Annotated in this window: 24 protein-coding genes; 8 read left to right on the plus strand and 16 right to left on the minus strand. The window is 64.3% G+C overall.

Annotated features, from left to right (window positions below; genetic code table 11):
* Nucleotides 1–5: 5 nt before the first annotated feature.
* The gene (locus tag F2P45_RS17745; protein ID WP_166877866.1) at nucleotides 6–1,055 is read right to left on the minus strand and encodes an HD-GYP domain-containing protein; all 1,050 of its coding nucleotides are present in this window, start codon (nucleotides 1,053–1,055) and stop codon (nucleotides 6–8) included.
* Nucleotides 1,056–1,072: 17 nt separating this feature from the next.
* Nucleotides 1,073–1,612 carry a peptide-methionine (S)-S-oxide reductase MsrA gene (gene msrA / locus F2P45_RS17750; RefSeq protein WP_166877869.1) on the minus strand — a complete coding sequence of 180 codons (540 nt, stop codon included), beginning with the start codon at nucleotides 1,610–1,612 and terminating at the stop codon, nucleotides 1,073–1,075.
* 143 nt (nucleotides 1,613–1,755) lie between these two features.
* On the opposite strand from msrA, the gene F2P45_RS17755 reads away from it, so the two are divergent.
* Both F2P45_RS17755 and F2P45_RS17760 read left to right on the plus strand, forming a co-directional pair.
* Nucleotides 1,756–2,265, plus strand: a complete 510-nt coding sequence (locus F2P45_RS17755; protein WP_166877872.1) for a flavin reductase family protein — start codon at nucleotides 1,756–1,758, stop codon at nucleotides 2,263–2,265.
* Nucleotides 2,266–2,357: 92 nt separating this feature from the next.
* Entirely contained in the window at nucleotides 2,358–3,554 is a 1,197-nt protein-coding gene (locus F2P45_RS17760; protein ID WP_166877875.1) for an acyl-CoA dehydrogenase, read from the plus strand.
* 84 nt (nucleotides 3,555–3,638) lie between these two features.
* On the opposite strand, the gene F2P45_RS17765 is transcribed toward F2P45_RS17760, so the two are convergent.
* Nucleotides 3,639–3,947: a hypothetical protein gene (locus tag F2P45_RS17765; protein ID WP_166877877.1), complete on the minus strand. Its 309-nt coding sequence runs from the start codon at nucleotides 3,945–3,947 to the stop codon at nucleotides 3,639–3,641.
* Nucleotides 3,948–4,197: 250 nt separating this feature from the next.
* On the opposite strand from F2P45_RS17765, the gene F2P45_RS17770 reads away from it, so the two are divergent.
* A complete protein-coding gene (locus F2P45_RS17770; protein WP_166877880.1) occupies nucleotides 4,198–4,509 on the plus strand; it encodes a hypothetical protein in 312 nt (103 codons plus the stop codon).
* Between the two features lie 45 nt (nucleotides 4,510–4,554).
* On the opposite strand, the gene F2P45_RS17775 is transcribed toward F2P45_RS17770, so the two are convergent.
* The 13 genes from F2P45_RS17775 to F2P45_RS17835 form a co-directional block, all read right to left on the minus strand.
* Nucleotides 4,555–5,235, minus strand: coding sequence for an OmpW/AlkL family protein (locus F2P45_RS17775; protein ID WP_187367185.1), 681 nt, complete (start codon nucleotides 5,233–5,235; stop codon nucleotides 4,555–4,557).
* Nucleotides 5,236–5,270: 35 nt separating this feature from the next.
* Nucleotides 5,271–6,617, minus strand: coding sequence for an SGNH/GDSL hydrolase family protein (locus tag F2P45_RS17780; RefSeq protein ID WP_166877883.1), 1,347 nt, complete (start codon nucleotides 6,615–6,617; stop codon nucleotides 5,271–5,273).
* A gap of 202 nt (nucleotides 6,618–6,819) precedes the next feature.
* Nucleotides 6,820–8,376 (minus strand): alpha/beta hydrolase family protein, encoded by a 1,557-nt coding sequence (locus tag F2P45_RS17785; RefSeq protein WP_166877886.1) that lies wholly within the window; start codon nucleotides 8,374–8,376, stop codon nucleotides 6,820–6,822.
* Between the two features lie 11 nt (nucleotides 8,377–8,387).
* On the minus strand, nucleotides 8,388–9,434 hold the full coding sequence (locus tag F2P45_RS17790; protein ID WP_166877889.1) for an L-threonylcarbamoyladenylate synthase: 1,047 nt from the start codon (nucleotides 9,432–9,434) through the stop codon (nucleotides 8,388–8,390).
* A complete protein-coding gene (locus tag F2P45_RS17795; RefSeq protein WP_166877893.1) occupies nucleotides 9,431–10,624 on the minus strand; it encodes a 5-(carboxyamino)imidazole ribonucleotide synthase in 1,194 nt (397 codons plus the stop codon). The genes F2P45_RS17790 and F2P45_RS17795 overlap by 4 nt, the downstream gene beginning before the upstream one ends.
* Entirely contained in the window at nucleotides 10,621–11,121 is a 501-nt protein-coding gene (purE, locus tag F2P45_RS17800) for a 5-(carboxyamino)imidazole ribonucleotide mutase (RefSeq protein ID WP_166877896.1), read from the minus strand. Before purE ends, F2P45_RS17795 begins: the two co-directional genes overlap by 4 nt.
* A 2-nt stretch (nucleotides 11,122–11,123) precedes the next feature.
* Nucleotides 11,124–12,020, minus strand: a complete 897-nt coding sequence (locus F2P45_RS17805; RefSeq protein WP_166877899.1) for a phosphoribosylaminoimidazolesuccinocarboxamide synthase — start codon at nucleotides 12,018–12,020, stop codon at nucleotides 11,124–11,126.
* Between the two features lie 17 nt (nucleotides 12,021–12,037).
* Complete coding sequence (locus F2P45_RS17810) at nucleotides 12,038–12,397, minus strand: GFA family protein (RefSeq protein WP_267877356.1); 360 nt, start codon at nucleotides 12,395–12,397, stop codon at nucleotides 12,038–12,040.
* A 103-nt stretch (nucleotides 12,398–12,500) separates the two neighbouring features.
* Nucleotides 12,501–13,565, minus strand: a complete 1,065-nt coding sequence (fba, locus tag F2P45_RS17815; RefSeq protein WP_166877905.1) for a class II fructose-bisphosphate aldolase — start codon at nucleotides 13,563–13,565, stop codon at nucleotides 12,501–12,503.
* Nucleotides 13,566–13,721: 156 nt separating this feature from the next.
* Nucleotides 13,722–15,170: a pyruvate kinase gene (gene pyk / locus F2P45_RS17820; protein ID WP_166877909.1), complete on the minus strand. Its 1,449-nt coding sequence runs from the start codon at nucleotides 15,168–15,170 to the stop codon at nucleotides 13,722–13,724.
* 48 nt (nucleotides 15,171–15,218) lie between these two features.
* Complete coding sequence (locus F2P45_RS17825) at nucleotides 15,219–16,433, minus strand: phosphoglycerate kinase (protein WP_166877911.1); 1,215 nt, start codon at nucleotides 16,431–16,433, stop codon at nucleotides 15,219–15,221.
* 62 nt (nucleotides 16,434–16,495) lie between these two features.
* Entirely contained in the window at nucleotides 16,496–16,825 is a 330-nt protein-coding gene (locus F2P45_RS17830; RefSeq protein ID WP_166877914.1) for an AzlD domain-containing protein, read from the minus strand.
* On the minus strand, nucleotides 16,818–17,576 hold the full coding sequence (locus tag F2P45_RS17835) for an AzlC family ABC transporter permease (RefSeq protein WP_166877917.1): 759 nt from the start codon (nucleotides 17,574–17,576) through the stop codon (nucleotides 16,818–16,820). Before F2P45_RS17835 ends, F2P45_RS17830 begins: the two co-directional genes overlap by 8 nt.
* A 212-nt stretch (nucleotides 17,577–17,788) precedes the next feature.
* Between F2P45_RS17835 and F2P45_RS17845 the strand changes: the two genes are divergently transcribed.
* The 5 genes from F2P45_RS17845 (at nucleotide 17,789) to F2P45_RS17865 (ending at nucleotide 21,169) form a co-directional block, all read left to right on the plus strand.
* Nucleotides 17,789–17,983, plus strand: coding sequence for a zinc-finger domain-containing protein (locus F2P45_RS17845; RefSeq protein WP_099874977.1), 195 nt, complete (start codon nucleotides 17,789–17,791; stop codon nucleotides 17,981–17,983).
* A gap of 32 nt (nucleotides 17,984–18,015) precedes the next feature.
* Nucleotides 18,016–18,441, plus strand: coding sequence for a YybH family protein (locus tag F2P45_RS17850; protein ID WP_166877921.1), 426 nt, complete (start codon nucleotides 18,016–18,018; stop codon nucleotides 18,439–18,441).
* A 61-nt stretch (nucleotides 18,442–18,502) separates the two neighbouring features.
* Nucleotides 18,503–19,447, plus strand: a complete 945-nt coding sequence (locus tag F2P45_RS17855) for a YheT family hydrolase (protein WP_229505141.1) — start codon at nucleotides 18,503–18,505, stop codon at nucleotides 19,445–19,447.
* Nucleotides 19,440–20,036, plus strand: coding sequence for a DUF2946 family protein (locus F2P45_RS17860; RefSeq protein WP_166877928.1), 597 nt, complete (start codon nucleotides 19,440–19,442; stop codon nucleotides 20,034–20,036). Before F2P45_RS17855 ends, F2P45_RS17860 begins: the two co-directional genes overlap by 8 nt.
* Before the next feature lie 95 nt (nucleotides 20,037–20,131).
* Complete coding sequence (locus F2P45_RS17865; RefSeq protein WP_166877931.1) at nucleotides 20,132–21,169, plus strand: Rpn family recombination-promoting nuclease/putative transposase; 1,038 nt, start codon at nucleotides 20,132–20,134, stop codon at nucleotides 21,167–21,169.
* The last annotated feature ends 24 nt before the right edge of the window (nucleotides 21,170–21,193 follow it).

Consider the following 21,193-nt stretch of genomic DNA (forward strand, 5'->3'; position numbering starts at 1 on the left):
GCGCCTTAGGCCGCGTCCTGGCGCGCGCAATCGCGGAAGCGCTCGCGGATTTCGAGCACCGCCGGCCAGCGCCGCAGCAGCGCGTCCACGCACTGCGGGTCGAAATGGCTGCCGCTGTTATCAAGCAGGTAGGCGCGCGCCGCGTCCAGGGTCCAGGCGTTCTTGTAGGGGCGCACGCTGGTCAGGGCGTCGAACACGTCGGCCACGGCGACGATGCGCCCGACCAGCGCAATGGCCTCGCCCTGCAAGCCGTTCGGGTAGCCCTGGCCGTCGAAGCGTTCGTGGTGGGTGTGGGCGATCACGGCTGCCAGTTGCAGCATGCTCGCTTCGCTCGCCTTGAGGATGTTGTAGCCGATCGCCGCGTGCTGGCGCATGATGTCCATCTCGTCAGGGTTCAGGCGGCCCGGCTTGAGCAGGATATGGTCGGGCGTGCCGACCTTGCCGATGTCGTGCATCGGCGCGGCGTTGAGGATGCAGGCCTGCTCCTCGTTCGACAGCCCCAGTTCGGCCGCGATCAGGCAGGAGTAATGGGCCATGCGCTGGATGTGGGCGCCGGTTTCGGGGTCGCGGTATTCGGAGGCGCGGCACAGCAGCAGGATGGTTTCCTGCTCGCGCGCGCGCAGTTCGGCGGTGGCCTTGCCCACTTCGCTGGCCAGCCAGCTGGCGCGGCTTTGCAGGGCCAGGGTGGCGCGCCGCAGTTCGAGCATGTTGCGGGTGCGCGCCAAAAATTCGACCTTGTCGATCGGCTTGATCAGAAAATCGTTGGCGCCGTTTTCCAGCGCGCGGTGGCGCACTTCGACGTCCTGGCTGGCGGTGACCATCAGCACCGGTGGCCGCTCGCGCGCCTCGCCCCCGAGCGCGGCGATGAAATCGAGTCCGTTCAGGTCGGGCATCATGTAGTCGAGCACCAGCAGGTCGCAGGGATGGGCGCGGCACCACGCCAGCGCGTCGCGCGCCGACTGGAAGGCCACCGTCTCGACATCGGGGAGCTTGTCCATCAGGCGCGACATCAGTACCAGGTTGATGTGCGTGTCGTCGACGATGACTACCTTCATCGGGGCTCCCGCGCGGCTCAGGCCAGGCGCCCGGCGTAGGTCGCCAGGAACTTGCTGACCTTGGGGGCCACGACCAGGGCGCAATAGCCTTGCAGCGGATTGCGGCTGAAGTAATTCTGGTGCTCGTCCTCGGCCTTGTACCAGCTTGTCGCCGGCTCCACGGCGGTGACGATGGGCGCGTCCCAGACGCAGGCCATCTGGGCGATCACCTGGCGCGCGGTCGCTTCCTGCTCGGGCGAATCGACGAAAATGACCGAGCGGTACTGAGGGCCGGCATCGTTGCCCTGGCGGTTCAAGGTGGTCGGATCGTGGATCGTGAAGAACACTTCGAGCAGGTCGTGGTACTCGATGGCGCCCGGATCGAACACGATGCGCACCACTTCGACGTGGCCGGTGGCGCCGGCGCTGACCTGTTCGTAGGTCGGATGTTCCTCTGGTCCGCCCATGTAGCCGCACTCGACCTTGAGCACGCCGCGCGCTTCCAGAAAGACCGCTTCCAGGCACCAGAAGCAGCCGCCGCCCAGAATGGCCACCTGGGTCGCAGATTGGTTTTTCATTGCTCGCTCCGGTTACGGATAGATATAAGAATCACTGTAACGCAAAGCGTGCCCGCATGCACCTGCAATCGATGCGGCCGGCTGCGCGGGAAAAGCCGGAGGGCGCCAAAATTTGGCATAATGTCATAAACCACAGGGCAACAATGAACACTAGCTCACCCCGCGCCGATACGCGCGCATTCGACACGGCGCAGTTTCGCCAGGCACTGTCGCAGTTTGCCACCGGCGTGACCGTGATCACGACGCGCCTGGCCGACGGCACTTTCCGTGGCCTGACGGCCAGCTCCTTCAATTCGGTCTCGCTCGACCCGCCGCTGGTGTTGTGGAGCCTCGGCAACGTTGCCAACAGCTTGCCTATCTTCAGCGGCAACTCGCACTACGTCATCAACGTGCTGGGCGCCGACCAGGCGCACCTGGCGCAGCGCTTCGCCAGGCGCAGCGAAAACCCGTTCGGCGACATCGAATACGAGCTCTCGCGCACCGGCCAGCCGATTCTCAAGGGCGTCTCGGCATGGTTCGAGTGCCACAACCGCAGCCGCTATCCCGAGGGCGACCACGTGATTTTCGTGGGCGAAGTCGAAGAGTGCGCGGTGCATCCGCAAGCCTCGCTCATTTTTCACGCAGGGCAATTCGGCAGCACCCAAACGCGGTAAAATCCGGATCACCCAAAAAGCAGTCTATACAAGTTTGGTTTGTCCAGCCATTCCCACCATTCGCCAATACTAAAACAGAGACAGGAACCGCCATGACCCGATCCGATGCGCCGAGCAAAGCCAAATTTCACTGGGACGACCCGCTGCTGCTCAATCTCCAACTGAGCGACGATGAACGCATGGTGCGCGACGCCGCAGCCGCGTACTGCCAGGACAAGCTGGCGCCGCGCATCCTCGAGGCCTTCCGCCACGAGCGCATGGACACGAGCATCTTCCGCGAAATGGGCGAACTGGGCCTGCTCGGCCCGACCATTCCGGAACAGTACGGCGGCCCGGGCCTGAACTACGTCGCCTACGGCCTGATCGCGCGCGAAGTCGAGCGCATCGATTCGGGCTACCGCTCGATGATGAGCGTGCAGTCGTCGCTGGTGATGGTGCCGATCTATGAATTCGGCACCGAAGAACAGCGCCAGAAATACCTGCCGAAACTGGCCACCGGCGAATGGATCGGCTGCTTCGGCCTGACCGAGCCGAACCACGGTTCGGACCCGGGCTCGATGATCACGCGCGCCAGGAAGGTTCCAGGCGGCTACGCCCTGACCGGCTCGAAGATGTGGATCACCAATTCGCCCGTGGCCGACGTGTTCGTGGTCTGGGCCAAGGACGATGAAGGCGCGATCCGCGGCTTCGTGCTCGACAAGGGCATGGCCGGTTTGTCGGCGCCTGCGATCCACGGCAAGTTCGGCCTGCGCGCTTCGGTCACCGGCGAAATCGTCATGGACAATGTGTTTTGCCCGGAAGAAAACGCCTTCCCGGACGTGCGCGGCCTGAAGGGTCCGTTCACCTGCCTGAACTCGGCCCGCTACGGCATCGCCTGGGGCGCGCTGGGCGCGGCCGAAGCCTGCTGGCACATCGCGCGCCAGTACACCATGGACCGCGTGCAGTTCGGCCGTCCGCTGGCCGCCAATCAGCTGGTGCAAAAGAAGCTGGCCGACATGCAGACCGAAATCACGCTCGGCCTGCAAGGCTGCCTGCAATTGGGCCGCATGAAAGATGCCGGCACGGCGGCGGTGGAAATCACCTCGATGATGAAGCGCAATTCCTGCGGCAAGTCGCTGGACATCGCCCGCGTGGCGCGCGACATGCTGGGCGGTAACGGCATTTCGGACGAGTTCGGCGTGATCCGCCACATGGTCAATCTCGAAGTGGTCAACACCTATGAAGGCACGCATGACATTCATGCGCTGATCCTGGGACGCGCGCAGACCGGCATCCAGGCCTTCCAGTAACTTCTCGCTCGCAGTGCCGACGCGCCGGACAGGCAGCGTCGGCGTTATCGCAGGCCGCCCGCGGCCCGTGACGCCCTTCCCCGCCTACGCGAACATCACCATTGTCCCCATCAGGACGATGACCGCCACCACCACAATCAGGATTCCCAAGATACCGCGCTGCCAGCCCTGCAGGCTGTCCCATTGCGTCGACACCTGCTGGAACGGCGCGCCGGTAATCACTTCGATCAGGCCGGCCAGCAGGAAAGCGCCCGGAACGGCCAGTGCCATCACCCTGAGGCGGGATCCCTGCCCCCCATCGCCCACCCCGTTCTTGAGGAGGGTCGCGTACAGAATGAGAAAGCCGATCAAGCCTCCCACCAGTTTCAACAGGGCTTTTGTGCGAACGTTCATCTCCCTCTTCCTTCATTCAAGCAGGGCAAAACCGCGCATGCTATCTGACGGCATATTTACGAGGCAATTGAAATATTCCATAAGCAACATTTTGCCAGAACACCGTCCGCATCGCTGCGGACCTTCGTCGTCTGGTCCAAGCGGTCCATGTGGACAGAGCGTGACGCAGATTAAGCGCTCGATGTCGTGCGTTTCTATGATTTGCTATCAGGGCCGGATCTGCCGGCCTGAACATTCCAATGGAGACGATATGGACACGATCATTGCCAAAAAAGATGCCCTGGAACGCTTGCAAGGCCTGCGCTTCGACGAGAAACACCTGACCATCTGGGTCACGTCGACCGGGTGCACCGGCAAGGAAGACTTCGAGATACGCGTGAGCAAGGGCACGACGGGGAAAATCACCTTGAGCATGGACATCTTGCGGATCACGCCGGATCTGTGCAAGACGACCACGCACGTCGTCGAACTCAATTTTTCGTGGGAAGAGATTGGCCTTGACCCGGCGCTGCTCAAGAATGCGTCGGTCAAGGTGGCGAACCCGTTTGGCGTCTTGAGGTAAGAACGGCCATGCCAGAAAAAACCCGCCGAAGCGGGTTTTTTTACATCAGAACTTGTAGCCAATCCCCACACTGATCACCTGCGGATCGAGCGTGATGTCCTGCGTCTGGCCGGACGAGAAGTCGACCTTGGTCTTCAGGAAGCTCTTGATGTACGCCACGTCAGCGAACCAGCGCTCGTTGATGTTGTACACCAGGCCGGCCTGCAGGCTGGTGGCCAGCTTGTTCTTGACCTTGAAGGTGGTCGCCGGACCGCCGATGTCGCTGATCGCGGTCAGGCGGCCGGAACCGGTCTCCTTGGCGAAATACGCGTACGTCACGCCCGCGCCCACGTAGGGACGCAGCATCGCTTCCGGCTTGAAGAAGCGGTACTGCACCAGAAAGGTCGGCGGCAGCGCCTTGACCGTGCCCAGCTTGCCCGTGCCCTTGATGGCGCCGTCGCCGTACAAGGTGTGCTTGAACGGCATGCCCAGGTCGAGTTCGGCCGAGACGTTATCGGTCAGGCTGTACGCGAATGAAAAGACCGGCTTGGTATCGGAACCGATGGCGGCCTTGGTGCCCGGCAGCGCGGGAGCGCTGACGTCGCCGCTCTTGACCTTGGGCGTGATTTCGGCGACGCCGACCTTGGCCGTCCACTGGCCGGCCGACTGCGCCGATGCGCCCGACGCGACTGCCATCACGGCCGCCGCGGCAACTGCCTTGCCGACACTACTCATACGTAATTTCATTTTTTCTCCAGATTCTTATTATGGGTGCGTGCGGCTTACAGCCAGCCTTTGACGATCATCTGCTCGGCCACGTATTTCGCGATCAGCGAATTTTCGAACGGGGTCGGATGGACGTCGTCGGCGAACATGTAGCGGCTGACATCGCCAGCGATCGTGTTGCTGCCGGTGCATGCCAGCGAGGTGTGGCCGAGGGCGTTGTCGCCGCAGGCCGCCTTGCCGGTTTCGCTCAGGCCGTACGGGGCCGGATTGGTGATCTGGTCGTGGCTGATGGCCCACAGATCCACGTACAGGATCTTGGCTTCGCCGGCCACGCCCGCCTTCAGCTGGGCGTTGAACTTGTCGACCATGGCGATCACCAGCGCCTGCGGCACGCCTTCCTTCTTCGAAGCAGGCGCATGGCCCAGGTCCGGCAGGTTGTTGACGACGACGTAATTGGCGCCTTTGCCCACCACCTGGGTTTTTGCCAGTGCCGCCATTTCGTCGCCGGCCACGCCCATCGCGGCAATCATTCTCGGTCCCTGGGCGGTGACGTACGCGGCGCCCGCCTTGGCGCCTTCGATTTTCGCGGCAGCCAGGGCCTTGGCGACCATCGGGCCGTACACGGCTTGCTGGCCGACCATCTGGTTGCCCGGCTGGGTAGCGGCGGCCTGCACGGCAGCGCCGACGATGCTTTCCTGGGTCGAACCGGTGCGCTGCGATTCCATCATGATGGCGCCGCCGATGGCTTGCGCGGCGGTGGCCGGATTGGTCGCGCCAGCGGCGAGCTGGGCGGTCAAATTGCCGGCGAAAAACTTGTTGCCTTCCGCCGTGGCGTAGGCCGACAACTCGCCCATCATGGCCAGCGCATCGTTGCCGCCGCCAATCATCAGCACCACTTCATCGCCCTTGAACTTGCCGCCGTTGCGCGCCAGGTGATTAGCGACCTGGGTCGTGATCGGCACGGTCAGCTGGCCGATGGCCGAACCGGTCAGTTTGTTGCCGGGTCCGACAGGATTGGTCACGCGCGCGCCGCCCTGGGCATAGCCCAGGCAAGCGTTGTTGTTGACCACGGGTACCGAGAAGCCTTTGCCGGCGTCGCCGTCCAGGCCGGTCTGGGCCGGGCACGGTGCGGGCAGGCCGAACTGGGCAGCCATGAATTCGGTCCAGTTCTTGCCGGTCAGGGCCGGGTTCTTGGCGGTGTTGTCGCCATTGATCGTGAACTTGCCGCCGCCCAATGTCTTGACCATGCCGACGTTGTAGGTACCCACGTCCGCCAGGCTGTCGCCGAACGAAACCTGGGAAGAGAATTTGGTTTTGAGGTCTTGATTGCCGGTCTCGCTGCCGCCGCAGGCAGTCAGGACGGCTGCGGTGAGCAAAGTCAGCGCAAAATTGATGTGACGCATTGTGTCTCCTGGTGAAATATAGTTTTTATAAACGAACGGCCGTGCTATTCCCTACCCAACTAATATGCCAGTCTTCCCACTACTTGTATAGGAAAACACCTTGGCAAAATGTCAGTTGAACGCAACAGATCGCGCCATAAAAAAGTTGCCGGATTATATCAATCGTATCCGGCAAGCGTGCGGCATTTTATGGTGGCCGCGATCAAGGCGCGAGGGCGGCGTTGAAGAAGCCGCGCACGGCGCTCAGGCAGAACGGCGGCACCAGGCCGGCGTGGTAGGTGTCGGCCACGGCGCGGTCGCCCGAGTCGCCGCTCTTGATGGCGTTGAGCTTGACGGCCAGCTTGGCGGCGGCGAAGTTGGTCTTGACCGAGCGGTAAGGATCGGTGCTGCCCGGGGTGTCGTCGACGTCGACTTCGGTCACCAGCGCACTGCCGCTGCCGGCGCGGAAGTAATCGACGGCGGCGCGCGTGTTGCTGTACGCGACGGTGCGGTCTTCATGGCCGCCGCACAGCAGCAGCGGCGCGCTCGGCACGAAGGTGCGCAGGTCGTTCTTGACGAACAGTTTGCGCAGCGGATGCCCGGGTGCGCAAACCAGCGGCGATGCGGCCGTGACGTTGCACGGACGGGCTTTGAGGTCGGCCAGGTAATTGTTGCGGTAGCTGGTCTTGAACAGGTTGCCGGCGCCGAAATAGTCGCCGTAGCCGTCCACCTGCGGCTGCGAATCCTTGGCGAACAGGGCGTTGTCGGGCCAGCCCGGGGTGTTCAGCAAGTCTTCCACGGTGATGGCGCCGCTGGCGAATTTGTCCACGGCGGCGGCGAACGGGGCTTCGTACAGCTCGCTTGACGCGGCATACACGCCGGCGTTGGCGCGCTGGCCGGCGTTGATCAGCGCCGGCAGGAAGCCGCTGGCGCCCTTGCCTGGCTTGCCGTTGAACATCTCGTCGCCGAACTGGGCCAGGGCGTACGGTCCGGACATGCCGGCCACGGCGCTCACTTTGAACTCGCCGGCCAGGCCCTGCATGGCGCGCTGGGTGGCCACGGCCACGTAACCGCCCTGCGAGTAGCCAGTCAGGAACAGCTTGCCGGAATCGGCCGTCTTGATGGCGCCGAACACGCTGCGCGCGGCGCGCAGGCCGTCGATCATGTCGTTCGATTGCTGGGCAGCATCAAGGTAAGGATGGTAGGCCAGCGAGGAATTGGCATAGCCGGCGTAGTTCGGGGCCACCACGACGTAGCCGCGCGCGGCGAACATGGCGGCGATCAGGCGCGATTCGGTGTTGGCCAGGGTCGACATGTCGTAGTTGCGTTCGGACGAGGTACCGTGCGCGTACAGCAGCACCGGGCGCGGTCCGCTGCATTCCGGGTCGCTGCCCGAAGGCACCATGATGGCGGCGCTGGCGTCGGTCGCTTCGTTGGCGCCGCCGACGGTGTTGTAGCGCACCTTCCAGGTCGTCACCGAGCACTTGAGCTCGCCCGTCAGGGCGGTGGTGCCGGTCTGGAGCGAGTCGAGCAGCTTGCCGAACACGGCCGGGTCGAGGGTGGTGACGTTGGCGCCGTTGGCGCTGACCGGCATGACGGCCGCGCCGCCGCCGATCACGCTGCCGCGCGCCGCCGGGGTCGGCGTCGGGGTCGGAACCGGCGTGGGGGTCGGGGTCGGGACTGGCGTCGGGGTCGGCGTGGGCGTCGGGGCGGGCGCGTCGTCGCTGCCTCCACAAGCCGTTAATGATAGGGTGAGGAGGGCGGCGAAAGCGAGGCGCATGGTGTAGTCCGTCAGGAAAAGGGTTCGTGGTTGAGCAGGCCGTGCACGATGCCGGTCGATCCATGCGCGGCGCGGCGCAAACGGTCGTTTACGCCCAGCCAGGCATGATCCCGCGGCGGCGCCTCGACCAGAATCAGGTCGGCACCGGCCGCATCCATCGCGCGCAACGCCGCATACAGTGCGTGTGCGAAACCTTCCGGGCTTGTGGGTAACTGACTCTCAGCGAACACATCCGGGAAGTGCGAGTAGTGTATCAAAGCCACTTTCTTTCCCGCATTCTTCAATCGTGCGAGGGTCTCGCCAATCTCGGCGCTGGCCTGCATCGCCACCGGCGTGTGCGGCGCGTAGTGCGATTCCAGGGTGCCGGAAGCGCGCGGCGCGGCCGCGTCGGGAGCGGCCGGCATGGCGTCGATGACGGCGGCGATCGCTTCGGCGCTGATGTGGCCGGGGCGCAGCAATACCGGGCCGTGGGTTGCCAGGCGCGACAGGTCGACGATGGTCGATTCGATCCCGACCGCGCTCTGTCCCCCGTCGAGCACGGCGTCCACCGTGCCGTCGGCGCCGAACTCGTCGATGACGTGCCGGGCCGTGGTCGGGCTGACGTGGCCGAATTTGTTGGCCGAAGGCGCCGCCACCCCTCCCCTGCCGCCCTTGAACGACCGCAAGAGCGCAATAGCGACCGGATGCGAGGGGCAGCGCAGGCCGACCGTATCCTGGCCGCCCGAGACGGCGTCCGGAATGTTGGCGGCGCGCTTGAGGATCATGGTCAGGGGGCCGGGCCAGAAGGCGGCCGCCAGTTGCCCGGCTTCGGCGGGGATGGCCGTCGCCCAGTAGCCGAGGTCGGCGTCCGGCGCCACATGCACGATCACCGGGTGGTCTTGCGGACGGCCCTTGGCCTGGTAGATGCGGGCCACGGCGTCCGGGTTTTCGGCGTCGGCGCCGAGGCCATAGACGGTCTCGGTCGGCAAGGCCACCAGGCGGCCCTGCTCCAGCAGGCGGGCGGCCGCCTCGATGGCGGCCAGGTCGAGCGGGGCCTGGTCGAGCGCAACCCCGCTCATGCCGCGATCCCGAGAATGGCGCAGGCGGCGGCCAATTGGCTTTGCGCTTGCGCCAGGGTCGGGGCGATGAAGGTCACGTGGCCCATCTTGCGGCCGCGCCGCGCCGCTTCCTTGCCGTACAGGTGCAGGCAGGCGCCCGGCAGCGCCAGCAGCTCGGCCCAGGCGGGTTCCGCCGGGGTGTCCGAACCATCGGCGAACCAGATGTCGCCGAGCAAGTTGAGCATGACGGCCGGCGAATGCTGGCGCACCTCGCCCAGCGGCAGGCGCGCCATGGCGCGTACCTGCTGCGCGAACTGGCTGGTGACGCAGGCATCCATCGTGTAGTGGCCGCTGTTGTGCGGACGCGGCGCCATTTCGTTGACCACCAGCGAACCGTCGGTCAGCACGAAAAATTCGATGCACAGCACGCCGACATAGGCGAGCTGGTCGACGATGACCCTGGCGGCCTGCTGCGCTTTGGCGGCGCTATCAAGCGACACGTTCGGGCCGGGAACGGTGGTGGTGAACAGGATGCCGTCGCGGTGCACGTTTTCGGCGATCTGGTAGACCACCGACTCGCCATCGGCGCCGCGCGCGGTCAGGACCGACACTTCGTAGGCCAGCGGCAGCATTTTTTCGAGCAGGCAAGTAACGCCACCCATGGCATTGAATGCCGCGCGCACATCGTCGCGCGAACGGACCACGGCCTGGCCCTTGCCGTCGTAGCCCATGCGCACCGTCTTGAGGATGCCCGGCAGCAGCAGGTCGTCGATGCTGTCGATGTCGATCAGGGTGGCGATGGTCTTGTGCGGCGCCGGAGGAACCCCGGAACGCGCCGCGCAGCCGGCCAGGAAGCGCTTTTCGGCGATCCGGTCCTGGGCAATCGCCACGCAGTCGGCGCCGGGGGCGACAAAGGCGTGGGTGGCCAGCAGGCGCAGGCTGTCGGCGGGCACGTTTTCGAATTCGGTGGTGACAGCCACGCAGGACTGGCCGAGCTGGGCCAGCGCCTGGGGATCGCTGTAATCGGCCGCGATCAGGCTGTCGGCGGCGTGCCCGGCAGGACTGTCGGGCGCCGCTTCCAGCACGGCCACCTTGAAACCCATGGCCTGGGCGGCATGCACGAACATGCGGCCGAGCTGGCCGCCACCCATGACGCCGAGCCGGGCCGGAGGCAAAAATGCGCCTTGCGACGGAGAATGCTGTTGCGTCATACCGGCAATACCGAAGCCTTGGCGGCGGCCGTCTGGCGCGCGCGGAATTGTTCGAGCTGCGCGGCCAGGGCGTCGTCGGTGCAAGCCAGCATGGCAACGGCGGCCAGCGCCGCGTTGGCCGCGCCCGCTTCACCGATAGCGAAAGTGGCGACTGGAATGCCCTTCGGCATCTGCACGATGGACAGCAGGGAATCCTTGCCCGACAGATAGCGCGACGGCACCGGCACGCCGAGCACCGGCACGATGGTCTTGGCCGCGATCATGCCCGGCAAGTGAGCAGCACCGCCGGCGCCGGCGATGATGGCGCGCAGGCCGCGCGCACGGGCGCTGTCGGCATACGAGAACATCTCATCGGGCATGCGGTGGGCCGAGACGACCTGGGCTTCGAAGGGCACGCCGAAGTCCTTGAGCATGTTGACGGCGTGCTGCATGACTTCCCAGTCCGACGAGGAACCCATGACGATGCCGACCAGCGGCTTGGTTTCTTGAGTGCTCATCATCAAGCCTTCAAGGTGTCGCCGGTCAGGCGCTCGAGCGCTTCGACGTATTTGGCGCGGGTGTTGGCGATGACCTCATCCGGCACGGCCGGGGCCGGTGCGGCCTTGTTCCAGTCGGTCAGGGTTTCCAGGTAGTCGCGCACGAACTGCTTGTCGTACGACGGCGGCGACATGCCGACCTGGTAGCTCGACATCGGCCAGAAGCGCGAGGAGTCCGGCGTGAGGATTTCGTCGATCAGGTGCACGGTGCCGTGCTGGTCCAGGCCGAATTCGAACTTGGTGTCGGCGATGATGATGCCGCGCGTGGCCGCGTATTCGGCGGCGGCGGTGTAGAGCGCGATCGCATAGTCGCGCACCTGGGTGGCGATGTCGGCGCCGACGATGTTCTGGGCTTCTTCGAAGGAAATGTTCTCGTCATGGGCGCCGGCCGGGGCCTTGGTCGATGGCGTGAACAGCACGCTCGGCAATTTTTGCGCTTCCCGCAGGCCGGCCGGCAGGTCGATGCCGCAGACCTTGCCGGTCTTCTGGTAATCCTTCCAGCCGGAACCGATCAGGTAGCCGCGCACGATGGCTTCGATGCCCAGCGGCGTCATTTTTTTCACCACGATGGCGCGCCCTTCGACCTGCGCGCGCTCGTCAAGCGAGACCAGCGAAACCGGATCGATGCCGGTGTCGTGGTTGGGCATCAGGTCCTTGTACTTGGCGAACCAGAAATTGGACATGGCCGTCAGGATCTTGCCCTTTTCGGGGATCGGCTCATTCAAAATGACGTCGAAGGCGGACAGGCGGTCGGTCTGGATGACCAGCAGTTTGTCGTCGCCGACGGCGTAAATGTCGCGTACTTTCCCACGGTGCAGGAAAGGCAGGGACTTCAGGTTTGTTTCGAGAACGCCAGACATGTGAATCCTTGAGGTGGTTAGGGCAGCCAGCCCGGCTTGCTATCGGTGTGCAATTCATGCGTCACCCGGCCTTCGTAGGGCGTGTCGAAGGTGCCGAGGGTGACGGCGATACGGTCGCTGTGCTCCGCCATCCGCCAGGTCAGGTTGGACCCGCACACGCCGCAGAACGCGCGCTCGACACCGGGCGAGGACGCGTAGCGCGTGATCGCCTCGGGCCCGGCGACGATGCGCAGGGCGCCTGATGCCACGTTCGCATACGGGCCGTTGGCGGCGCCGTGCTGCTTCTGGCACATGGAGCACCAGCAGAGACTGGTACGATCGACGTCGCCGTGGATTTCGTAGCGGACCGCGCCGCAGAGGCAGCTGCCTGTGTACATGATGAAAGATGGTCAAAAAAACAGCAATAATGACAGGGCAAAAACACGCGCGCCCAAAAGGCGCGTGCGGGTACTACCTTGGTTCGGCCTACAGTTTACTTGTTTACTTCACGATCTGTGCCAGCTCGCCTTTTTTGTAACGCTCGGCCATCTGGTCCATGGTCATGACCTTGATCTTGGCGGCCTGGCCTTCGCAGCCGAACGACAGGAAGCGCGCCTTGCAAATCTCGGTCGCCGCTTCGCGGGCAGGCTTGAGGAAGTCGCGCGGGTCGAACTTGGACGGGTTCTCGAACATGTACTTGCGCACGGCGGCAGTCATGGCCAGGCGGATGTCGGTGTCGATGTTGATCTTGCGAACGCCGTGACGGATGCCTTCCTGGATTTCTTCAATCGGCACGCCGTAGGTTTCTTTCATGTCGCCGCCGAATTCGCGGATGATCGCCAGCAATTCCTGCGGCACCGACGAGGAACCGTGCATCACCAGGTGGGTGTTCGGGATGCGCGCGTGAATTTCCTTGATGCGGTCGATGGCCAGGATGTCGCCGGTCGGCTTGCGCGTGAACTTGTAGGCGCCGTGCGAGGTGCCGATGGCGATCGCCAGCGCGTCGCACTGGGTGCGCTGCACGAAGTCGGCGGCCTGGGCCACGTCGGTCAGCAGCTGTTCGCGGGTCATCAGGCCGTCGGCGCCGTGGCCGTCTTCCTTGTCGCCCTTCATGGTCTCGAGCGAACCGAGCACGCCCAGTTCGGCTTCGACGGTCACGCCGATCGAGTGCGCGAACTTGACCACTTCACGCGAGACATCGACGTTGTATTCGTAGGAAGCGACGCTCTTGCCGTCGGCTTCGAGCGAGCCGTCCATCATCACCGAGGTGAAGCCGGAGCGGATCGCGGTCATGCAGACCGCCGGCGACTGGCCATGATCCTGGTGCATGACGACCGGAATGTGCGGGTAAGCTTCGACAGCGGCGTCGATCAGGTGGCGCAGGAAGGCTTCGCCGGCATACTTGCGGGCGCCAGCGGACGCTTGCATGATGACCGGGGAACCGACCGCGTCGGCGGCAGCCATGATGGCCTGCACCTGTTCGAGGTTGTTGACGTTAAACGCAGGCAGGCCATAACCGTTTTCGGCGGCATGGTCCAGCAGTTGACGCATGGATACGAGGGACATGGTAATACTCCAAACAATAGAAAACTGTGTGCCGCCAGAAGAGCGCAGACCGCGCGGGTAGCGCGCAACGCCCGGGGCGGCGGCGGCGGCTGTGATTCAGCGCGGGCCGCATAGTCGATGCTGGCCGCGCCCGCGAGGGGCGCGGCGAAATGTCAATTAACCAAATTCGCCGACGCGCACGATCTTCAGCGCATTGGTGCCGCCCACCTGCCCCATCGGCTCGCCCCAGGTGACGACGATCATGTCACCCTTCTTGACGATTCCCTTGGCGACCATCAAATCCTCGGCCTGCTTGAGCACCGCCGTGCTGTCGCCTTCCTGCAGCAGATTGTAGGCGCGCACATTGCGGTACAGTGCAGCCTTGCGGTGCGTGGTGGTGCTCGGCGTGAGCGCGTAGATCGGCGTGTCGATGCTGTGACGGCTCATCCACAAGGCGGTCGAACCGGACTCGGTCAGCGCCACGATGGCTTTCACGCGCAGGTGATGCGCGGTGAACAGGGCGCCGTAGGCGATCGACTGGTCGATGCGGGTGAAGGTCACGTTGAGGAAGTCGGCGTCGAGCTTGTTGTACTCGGACTGCTCGGCCTCCAGGCAGATCGCGGCCATCATTTCGACGGTTTCGATCGGGTAGCGGCCGGAGGCGGTTTCGGCCGAGGTCATGACGGCGTCGGTGCCGTCCAGCACGGCGTTGGCGACGTCGGACACTTCGGCGCGGGTCGGCACGGCGTTGACGATCATCGACTCCATCATCTGGGTCGCGGTGATGGCCAGCTTGTTGGAGGCGCGCGCCATGCGGATCATGCGTTTTTGCAGCGCCGGCACGGCGGCGTTGCCGACTTCGACAGCCAGGTCGCCGCGCGCGACCATGATGCCGTCGGAGGCGTCCAGGATTTCCTGTAGTACAGGAATCGCTTCGGCGCGCTCGATCTTGGCGATCATCATCGGCTTGTGGTGGAACGGTTCGCCGGCGATATTGGCCAGCTGGCGCGCCATTTCCATGTCGGTCGCGCTTTTCGGGAAGGAAATAGCCAGATAGTCGGCCTGGAAACTCATGGCCGTCTTGATGTCTTCCATGTCCTTGGCGGTCAGGGCCGGCGCGGTCAGGCCGCCGCCCTGGCGGTTGATGCCCTTGTTGTTGGACAGCTCGCCGCCGACCTTGACCACGGTGAAAATCTCGTGCGCCAGGATGCGCTCGACCACGAGCACGATCAAGCCATCGTTGAGCAAGAGCTTGTCGCCGGTGCGCACGTCGCGCGGCAAGGCTTTGTAGTCGAGCCCGACGCGTTCCTGGTTGCCCAGTTCGCCGTTCTCGCCCCACTTGGCGTCGAGGATGAACTTGTCGCCCGTTTCCAGGAAAATCTTGCCCTGTTCAAACTTACCTACACGAATCTTGGGACCCTGCATGTCCGCCATGATCGCCACTTCGCGGCCGCACTGGGCGGCGGCGCGCCGCACCAGGTTGGCGCGGTCGATGTGATCCTGCGCCTTGCCATGCGAAAAATTCAGCCTGACCACATCGACACCCGCCTCGATCATGCGGACGAGAATATCGAAGTCGGTCGAAGCCGGGCCAATCGTTGCGACGATCTTGGTACCACGAAACATAGAGAGTCCTTGAAGTGAAAGCGCAGCCGGGAGGGCTGCGCTGTGGGCTTACTGGGAACTGCGTTGTAACAGGATTTCGACTGCCGGCAGGGTTTTTCCTTCGAGAAATTCGAGGAAGGCGCCACCGCCCGTGGAGATATAGCCAATTTTATCGCTGATCGCGTATTTTGCAATCGCGGCCAGGGTGTCGCCGCCGCCGGCGATCGAGAAGGCATTCGAATCGGCAATCGCCAGCGCCAGCGTTTTGGTACCTTCGCCGAACTGGTCGAATTCGAACACGCCGACCGGGCCGTTCCAGACGATGGTGCCGGCCTTGGCGATCTGCGCGGCCAGGGTGGCGGCGGTTTTCGGACCGATGTCGAGGATCATGTCGTCATCCTCCACGTCGGCCACGTCCTTGACGGTGGCCGACGCCGTTGGCGAGAATTCCTTGGCACACACAACGTCCACCGGAATCGGCACCTGGGCGCCGCGCGCGGCCATCATCTCGATGATGGCTTTCGCTTCCGTGACGAGGTCGGCTTCGACCAGCGACTTGCCGATATTCAGGCCGACGGCTTTCATGAAGGTGTTGGCGATGCCGCCGCCGACGATCAGGTTGTCGACCTTGTCGGCCAGGGCTTTGAGGATCGACAGCTTGGACGAGACCTTGGAGCCGGCCACGATGGCCAGCAGCGGACGGTTGGGCGCGCCCAATGCCTTGCCCAGTGCATCGAGTTCGGCGGCCAGCAGCGGACCGGCGCACACGACCGGGGCGAATTTGGCGAGGCCGTGGGTAGTCGCTTCGGCGCGGTGGGCGGTGCCGAAGGCATCGTTGACGTAGATATCGCACAGCCTGGCCATTTTTTGGGCCAGCTCATCGGCATTCTTCTTTTCACCCTTGTTGACGCGGCAGTTTTCCAGCAGCACGATCTGGCCTGGAGCAAGGTTTTCCAAACCCACGCCATCGACCCAGTTTTGCTTGAGTTCAACCGGCTGGCCGAGCAGTTCTGACAGGCGCGCGGCGACCGGCGCCAGGCTGTCTTCGGGCTTGAATTCGCCTTCGGTCGGACGGCCCAGGTGCGAGGTGACCATGACGGCGGCGCCCGCCTTGATGGCGGCGGCAATCGCCGGCACCGAGGCGCGGATGCGGGTGTCTTCGGTGATGTTGCCGGCGTCGTCCTGCGGCACGTTGAGGTCGGCGCGGATGAACACGCGCTTGCCTTGCAGGGCGTGTTGGTCGATCAGGTCTTGCAAACGGGTGAAGTTCAGAACAGCGTGCATTGGCGATCCACGAGTCAAATGATGAAAGAACGCTATTTTACCGCAAGCCCAGCCCGAAAACCCTACTGTAACCAGATACGCAGGACCGTAAAGAACAGCATGCCGAAAATGATGGTTTCAAGCATATTTCTTCTCAGCAGGTAATAACCCGTCGCGGCAATACCGGCGATCAGTTTGTAGTTGTCCAGGCCCAGTTGCAGCTGGCCGGTATTGCCCAGCACCAGGTCGGGCGCGATGATGGCCGCCAGCGCGCAGGCCGGGGCGAAGCGCAGCATTTCCTGGACTTTCTTGGGAATGGTGATGTGATGGCCGATCAGCCAGAACGAGCTGCGGGTGGCGGCGGTGGCGAAGGCCAGCGCGATGATGGTGATCCAGATTTCGACGTCAGACACGCGGTTCTCCCTTGGCGGCGAGGCGTTTTTCGTTGAGTGCCTGGACCGCCATGGCGGTCAGCATGCCGAGCAGCACCGCAGCGAGCAAACCGAGCTTGTACGGCAGTTCGTAGGCCAGCACGGCGGTGGCGCCGGCCACCAGCACGCCGCACAGGGCCGCCCGGTTGATGGTCAGGGGAATCATGATGCAGAGAATGGCCAGGGTGCCGGCGAAGCCCAGGCCCCATTCGGTCGGGACCGCGCTGCCCAGGAACACGCCGGCAATCGAGCCGACTTGCCAGGATACCCAGTTAGGGTACAGCAAACCCTTCAGATACGACACCTTGCCCAGGGCCGGTTCTTCGCTCGGGAAACGTTGCAGGAACAGGGCCACGGTCAGGTCGCCCGCCGTGTAACCGAGCAAAAAGCGCTTTTGCCACGGCAAATGGGCAAAGTGCGGCGCCAGCAAGGCGGAAAAGATGACAAAACGTAAATTGACCACCAGCGCGGTGGCGAACACGACCCAGATGGGGGCGTCGGCCACGATCAGCGGGAGAGAGGCGAGCTGGGCCGAGCCGCCGAAGACGATCAGGGTCATGCCCAGCGCTTGCGGCACCGTCAGGCCGCTCTTGACCATCGCGATGCCCACCACCAGGCCCCACGCGCCGATGCCGAACAGGGTCGGCAAGCCGGTCTTGAAGGCTTCGCGCCAGATGGCCTGGTCTTCATCGGGAGGACGCAAGGCGGCCGGAGGCGGAGTCACGTCATTCATGTTGTTTTCTTGCCACAACAAGGTCGGGCGAATGGTGCGAATGAAACAATGCGGTCTGGCATGAAGCGCAATCAGTGTGGGCGCCGGCATGCCTGTTTTCATAGGGAAAGAAGCGAACGCGGCCGTAAGGTGGTGAGACTATTTTACCGATCATTTCGGCTAATTGCCCGAATCCGCTAAAATCGAGGTTTTGCATGCCTGACGGAGAATCCATGAACGCCACGAAAACGCCAGCGGTAGAACTCGGCGACAAAGACCTGCCGGCCCATTGCCCGAATCCGGCGATGACGCTATGGTCGTCCCATCCGCGCGTCTTCCTCGACTTCGGCCATGACGGCCTGGCCAAGTGTCCGTACTGCGGCACCGAGTACCGCCTGAAACCGGGTACGGTGATGGCGCATCACTAAGCGGTCCCCTTCCCCTACTTCGCCGAGGGCGCATGAAACGAGTCAAACAACTCAACGGTAGCGCGGCCGAGGTCGAAGCCGCGTTCTATGAAGCGCTCAACCGCGGGGACATCGACGCGCTGATGCTGCTGTGGGCCGACGACGAGGAAATCGTCTGCATCCACCCGGGCGGGCCGCGCCTGCACGGGCATGCGGCGATCCAGGCGTCGTGGGAAGCGATCCTCGAGCGCGGCGGCTTGCAGATCCGGCCGTCGCAGCTGCACGAGACCCACAATTTGATGAGTTCGGTGCACACCGTCATCGAAGGCGTGACCTCGAACGGCAGCGAGCCGGCGCACCTGGTCGCCACCAACGTGTATATCAAGACGCCGCAGGGCTGGCGCATCGTGCTGCACCATGTGTCGGTCGCGCCCGGCGTGGTACCGGCGCACGAGCATCCGAGTTCCAGCCTGCACTGATTCCACTTTGTCCACACTGTATACAGCACCGCTGTGGCTGCCCGGCGGGCACCTGCAAACCATGGTTCCGGCCGTGGCCATCGCCAAACCGGCGGTGGCGTTCCGGCGCGAGCGCTGGGAGGCGCCGGACGGCGACTTCGTCGATGTCGATTTTGTCGATGGGAAGCCGGGCCAACCGCTGGTGCTGCTGTTCCATGGGCTGGAAGGCTCGTCCGCCAGCCACTACGCGCGCGCCCTGATGGCGGCCGTCAGCGCGTGCGGCTGGTCGGGCGCGGTGCCGCATTTCCGGGGCTGCTCGGGCGAGCCGAACCGGGCGCCGCGCTTTTATCATTCGGGCGACGCGAACGAGGTCGACTGGATCGTGCGGCGTTTGCGCGCGCGCACGCAAGGCAGGCTGTACGCGGCTGGCGTCTCGCTCGGCGGCAACGCGCTGCTGCGCTGGCTGGGCGAATCGCAATCCCGGGCAGGGATCGTCGATGCGGCGGTGGCGGTATCGGCCCCGCTCGACCTGGCGCGCGGCGGCGAAGCGCTCTCTTCCGGCGTGAACATGGTGTACACGCGCATGTTTCTCAAAACGCTCAAGCCCAAGTGCCTGGCCAAGCTGGACCAGTTTCCGGGCCTGTTCGACCGTGACGCGCTGATGAACGCGCGCGACCTGTACGCCTTCGACAACGTGGTCACCGCGCCGCTGCACGGCTACCGCGATACCGACGACTACTGGGATCGCGCCAGCGCCAGGCATGTGCTGGGCGACATCGCCGTGCCGACCCTGGTACTGAATGCGCGCAACGATCCGTTTTTGCCGGGGAGGTATCTGCCGGCCAGCGCGTCGGACGCGGTGACGCTGGAGTATCCGGAACATGGCGGGCATGTCGGCTTTGCGGTGGGCAATCCGCCGGGACGGCTGGACTGGCTGCCGCGCCGCATCCTGGGATTTTTCGACGCCGCCGTTGCGACGCGCGCGCCAGACGCGGACGAACTATGCGAAGCTGCCGCCCATGGATGATATTGTCAAAAAAGCGATGGCCAAATGGCCGGACGTGCCGCATTGCTACGGCTGGCTGGCGCTCGACGCGCGCGGCAACTGGCGCATGCGCGACGAGCGCGCGCAGCATCTGAACCTGGCGGGCGACAAGGTGGTGCAGGTGGCGCTGCTGGGTTTTATCAATCGCAATTACCTGTTTGATGAGCGCGGCTGCTGGTTTTTCCAGAACGGCCCGCAGCGCGTGTTCGTGAACCTGGAAGCGACGCCGTACATTGCGCGCACCGATCCGGCGCAGGGGCTGGTGCTGCACACGGGCGAGCCGGTGGCGTCGATCACGCGCGCGTGGATGACCGAAAACGGCGAGCTGATCATCGAGAGCGCGGGCAAGATCGCCCAGGTCGACGACCGCGACGTGGCGCAGTTGATGGCGGCGCTCGCCATCGACGGCAAGAGCGCGTCCGACGAAGCGCTGATGGGATGGCTCGATGGCGGCGCCGGCCAGCTGACGCTGCGTTACAAGGACCAGGCGGCGCCGGTCGAGCGCATCGGGCGCGACGAGGTGGCGACGCGCTTGCGGTTTGTCCGGATGCCGGCGCCAGCGGGCGTTTAGCACTGGCACGAATTGCGCGCAGGCGGCTGACGGCACGCCCTGCGCACGACTGATGCAGCGCAAAGCCTGGGCAGGTTCGCTCGCTACAATGCCCCATGCCTACCCAACCACACGACCTTGGCTACCGCGCCCTGTTCGCGCACCCGGAAATGGTGCGCGAACTGATCACCGGCTTTACGCCATTCAAGCTGCTTGACGGGGTTGCCCTGTCGGCCTACGAACGCATCAACGCGGACTACGTGAGCGAGCGGCCATCGGCACGCCAGGGCGATGTGGTGTGGCGGGTCCGGGTTGGCGATCACGTCTTGGACGTGGTCATCCTGCTCGAATTCCAGTCGGGCGTGGACCGCTGCATGGCGCTGCGCATGCAGACCTACGTCGGCTTGCTGTGCCAGGATCTGGTCAAGCGCCATGAACTGTCACCGGAATTGCTGTTGCCGCCGGTGCTGCCGCTGGTGTTCTACAACGGCGCGCCGCGCTGGAGCGCGCCCATGGATCTGGCCGAGTTGCTGACGGCGCCGCCCGCCGAGCTGGCGGCCTTGCAGCCATCGCAACGCTACGCGCTGATCGACCAGAGGCGCCTGGACCGGGACGCGCTCGATGACAATGATGATTTGCTGGCGCTGCTGTTCCGGATTGAACTTTCGCTGTTCCCCGATGTCTTAACAACGCATGTGCCGGCGCTGAAGACCTGGTTCAGGACAACGCCCCTGACCAGCCTGCGGACCTCGGTCTGGGCGTGGTGGAAAGCGCTGCTGGCGCGTAAAGCGGACGATACGCAATTGTTTAACCTGGATAGTGCAGAGGAGGGCGACATGGACATAGAACTGGACCTGTCAACGTTAACCTGGGCCGAGCAGATGCAGCACCTCGGCTTTCAAAAGGGCTGCGCCGAAGGCAAGGCTGAAGGCAAGGCCGAAGGCATCGAGGAGGGGCAAGCCATCGCGCTACGAAGGGTACTGGGCAGCCTGTTGCGCGGGCGCTTCGGCAAGCTGCCGGAGCCGGTGGCGGAGCGTATCGGCCAGGCCTCGCAAGCGCAGCTTGAACATTGGTGCGAGCGCAGCCTTGCTGCGCCGAGCCTGTCCGCGGTATTTGACGAAGATGGCGGGACCGTCGAAGGCACGTCCGGCTGACACTGCCGCTGCGCAAAGGCAGCG

It is taken from the genome of Massilia mucilaginosa, from assembly GCF_011682145.1.
Lineage (GTDB): Bacteria > Pseudomonadota > Gammaproteobacteria > Burkholderiales > Burkholderiaceae_D > Telluria_A > Telluria_A mucilaginosa.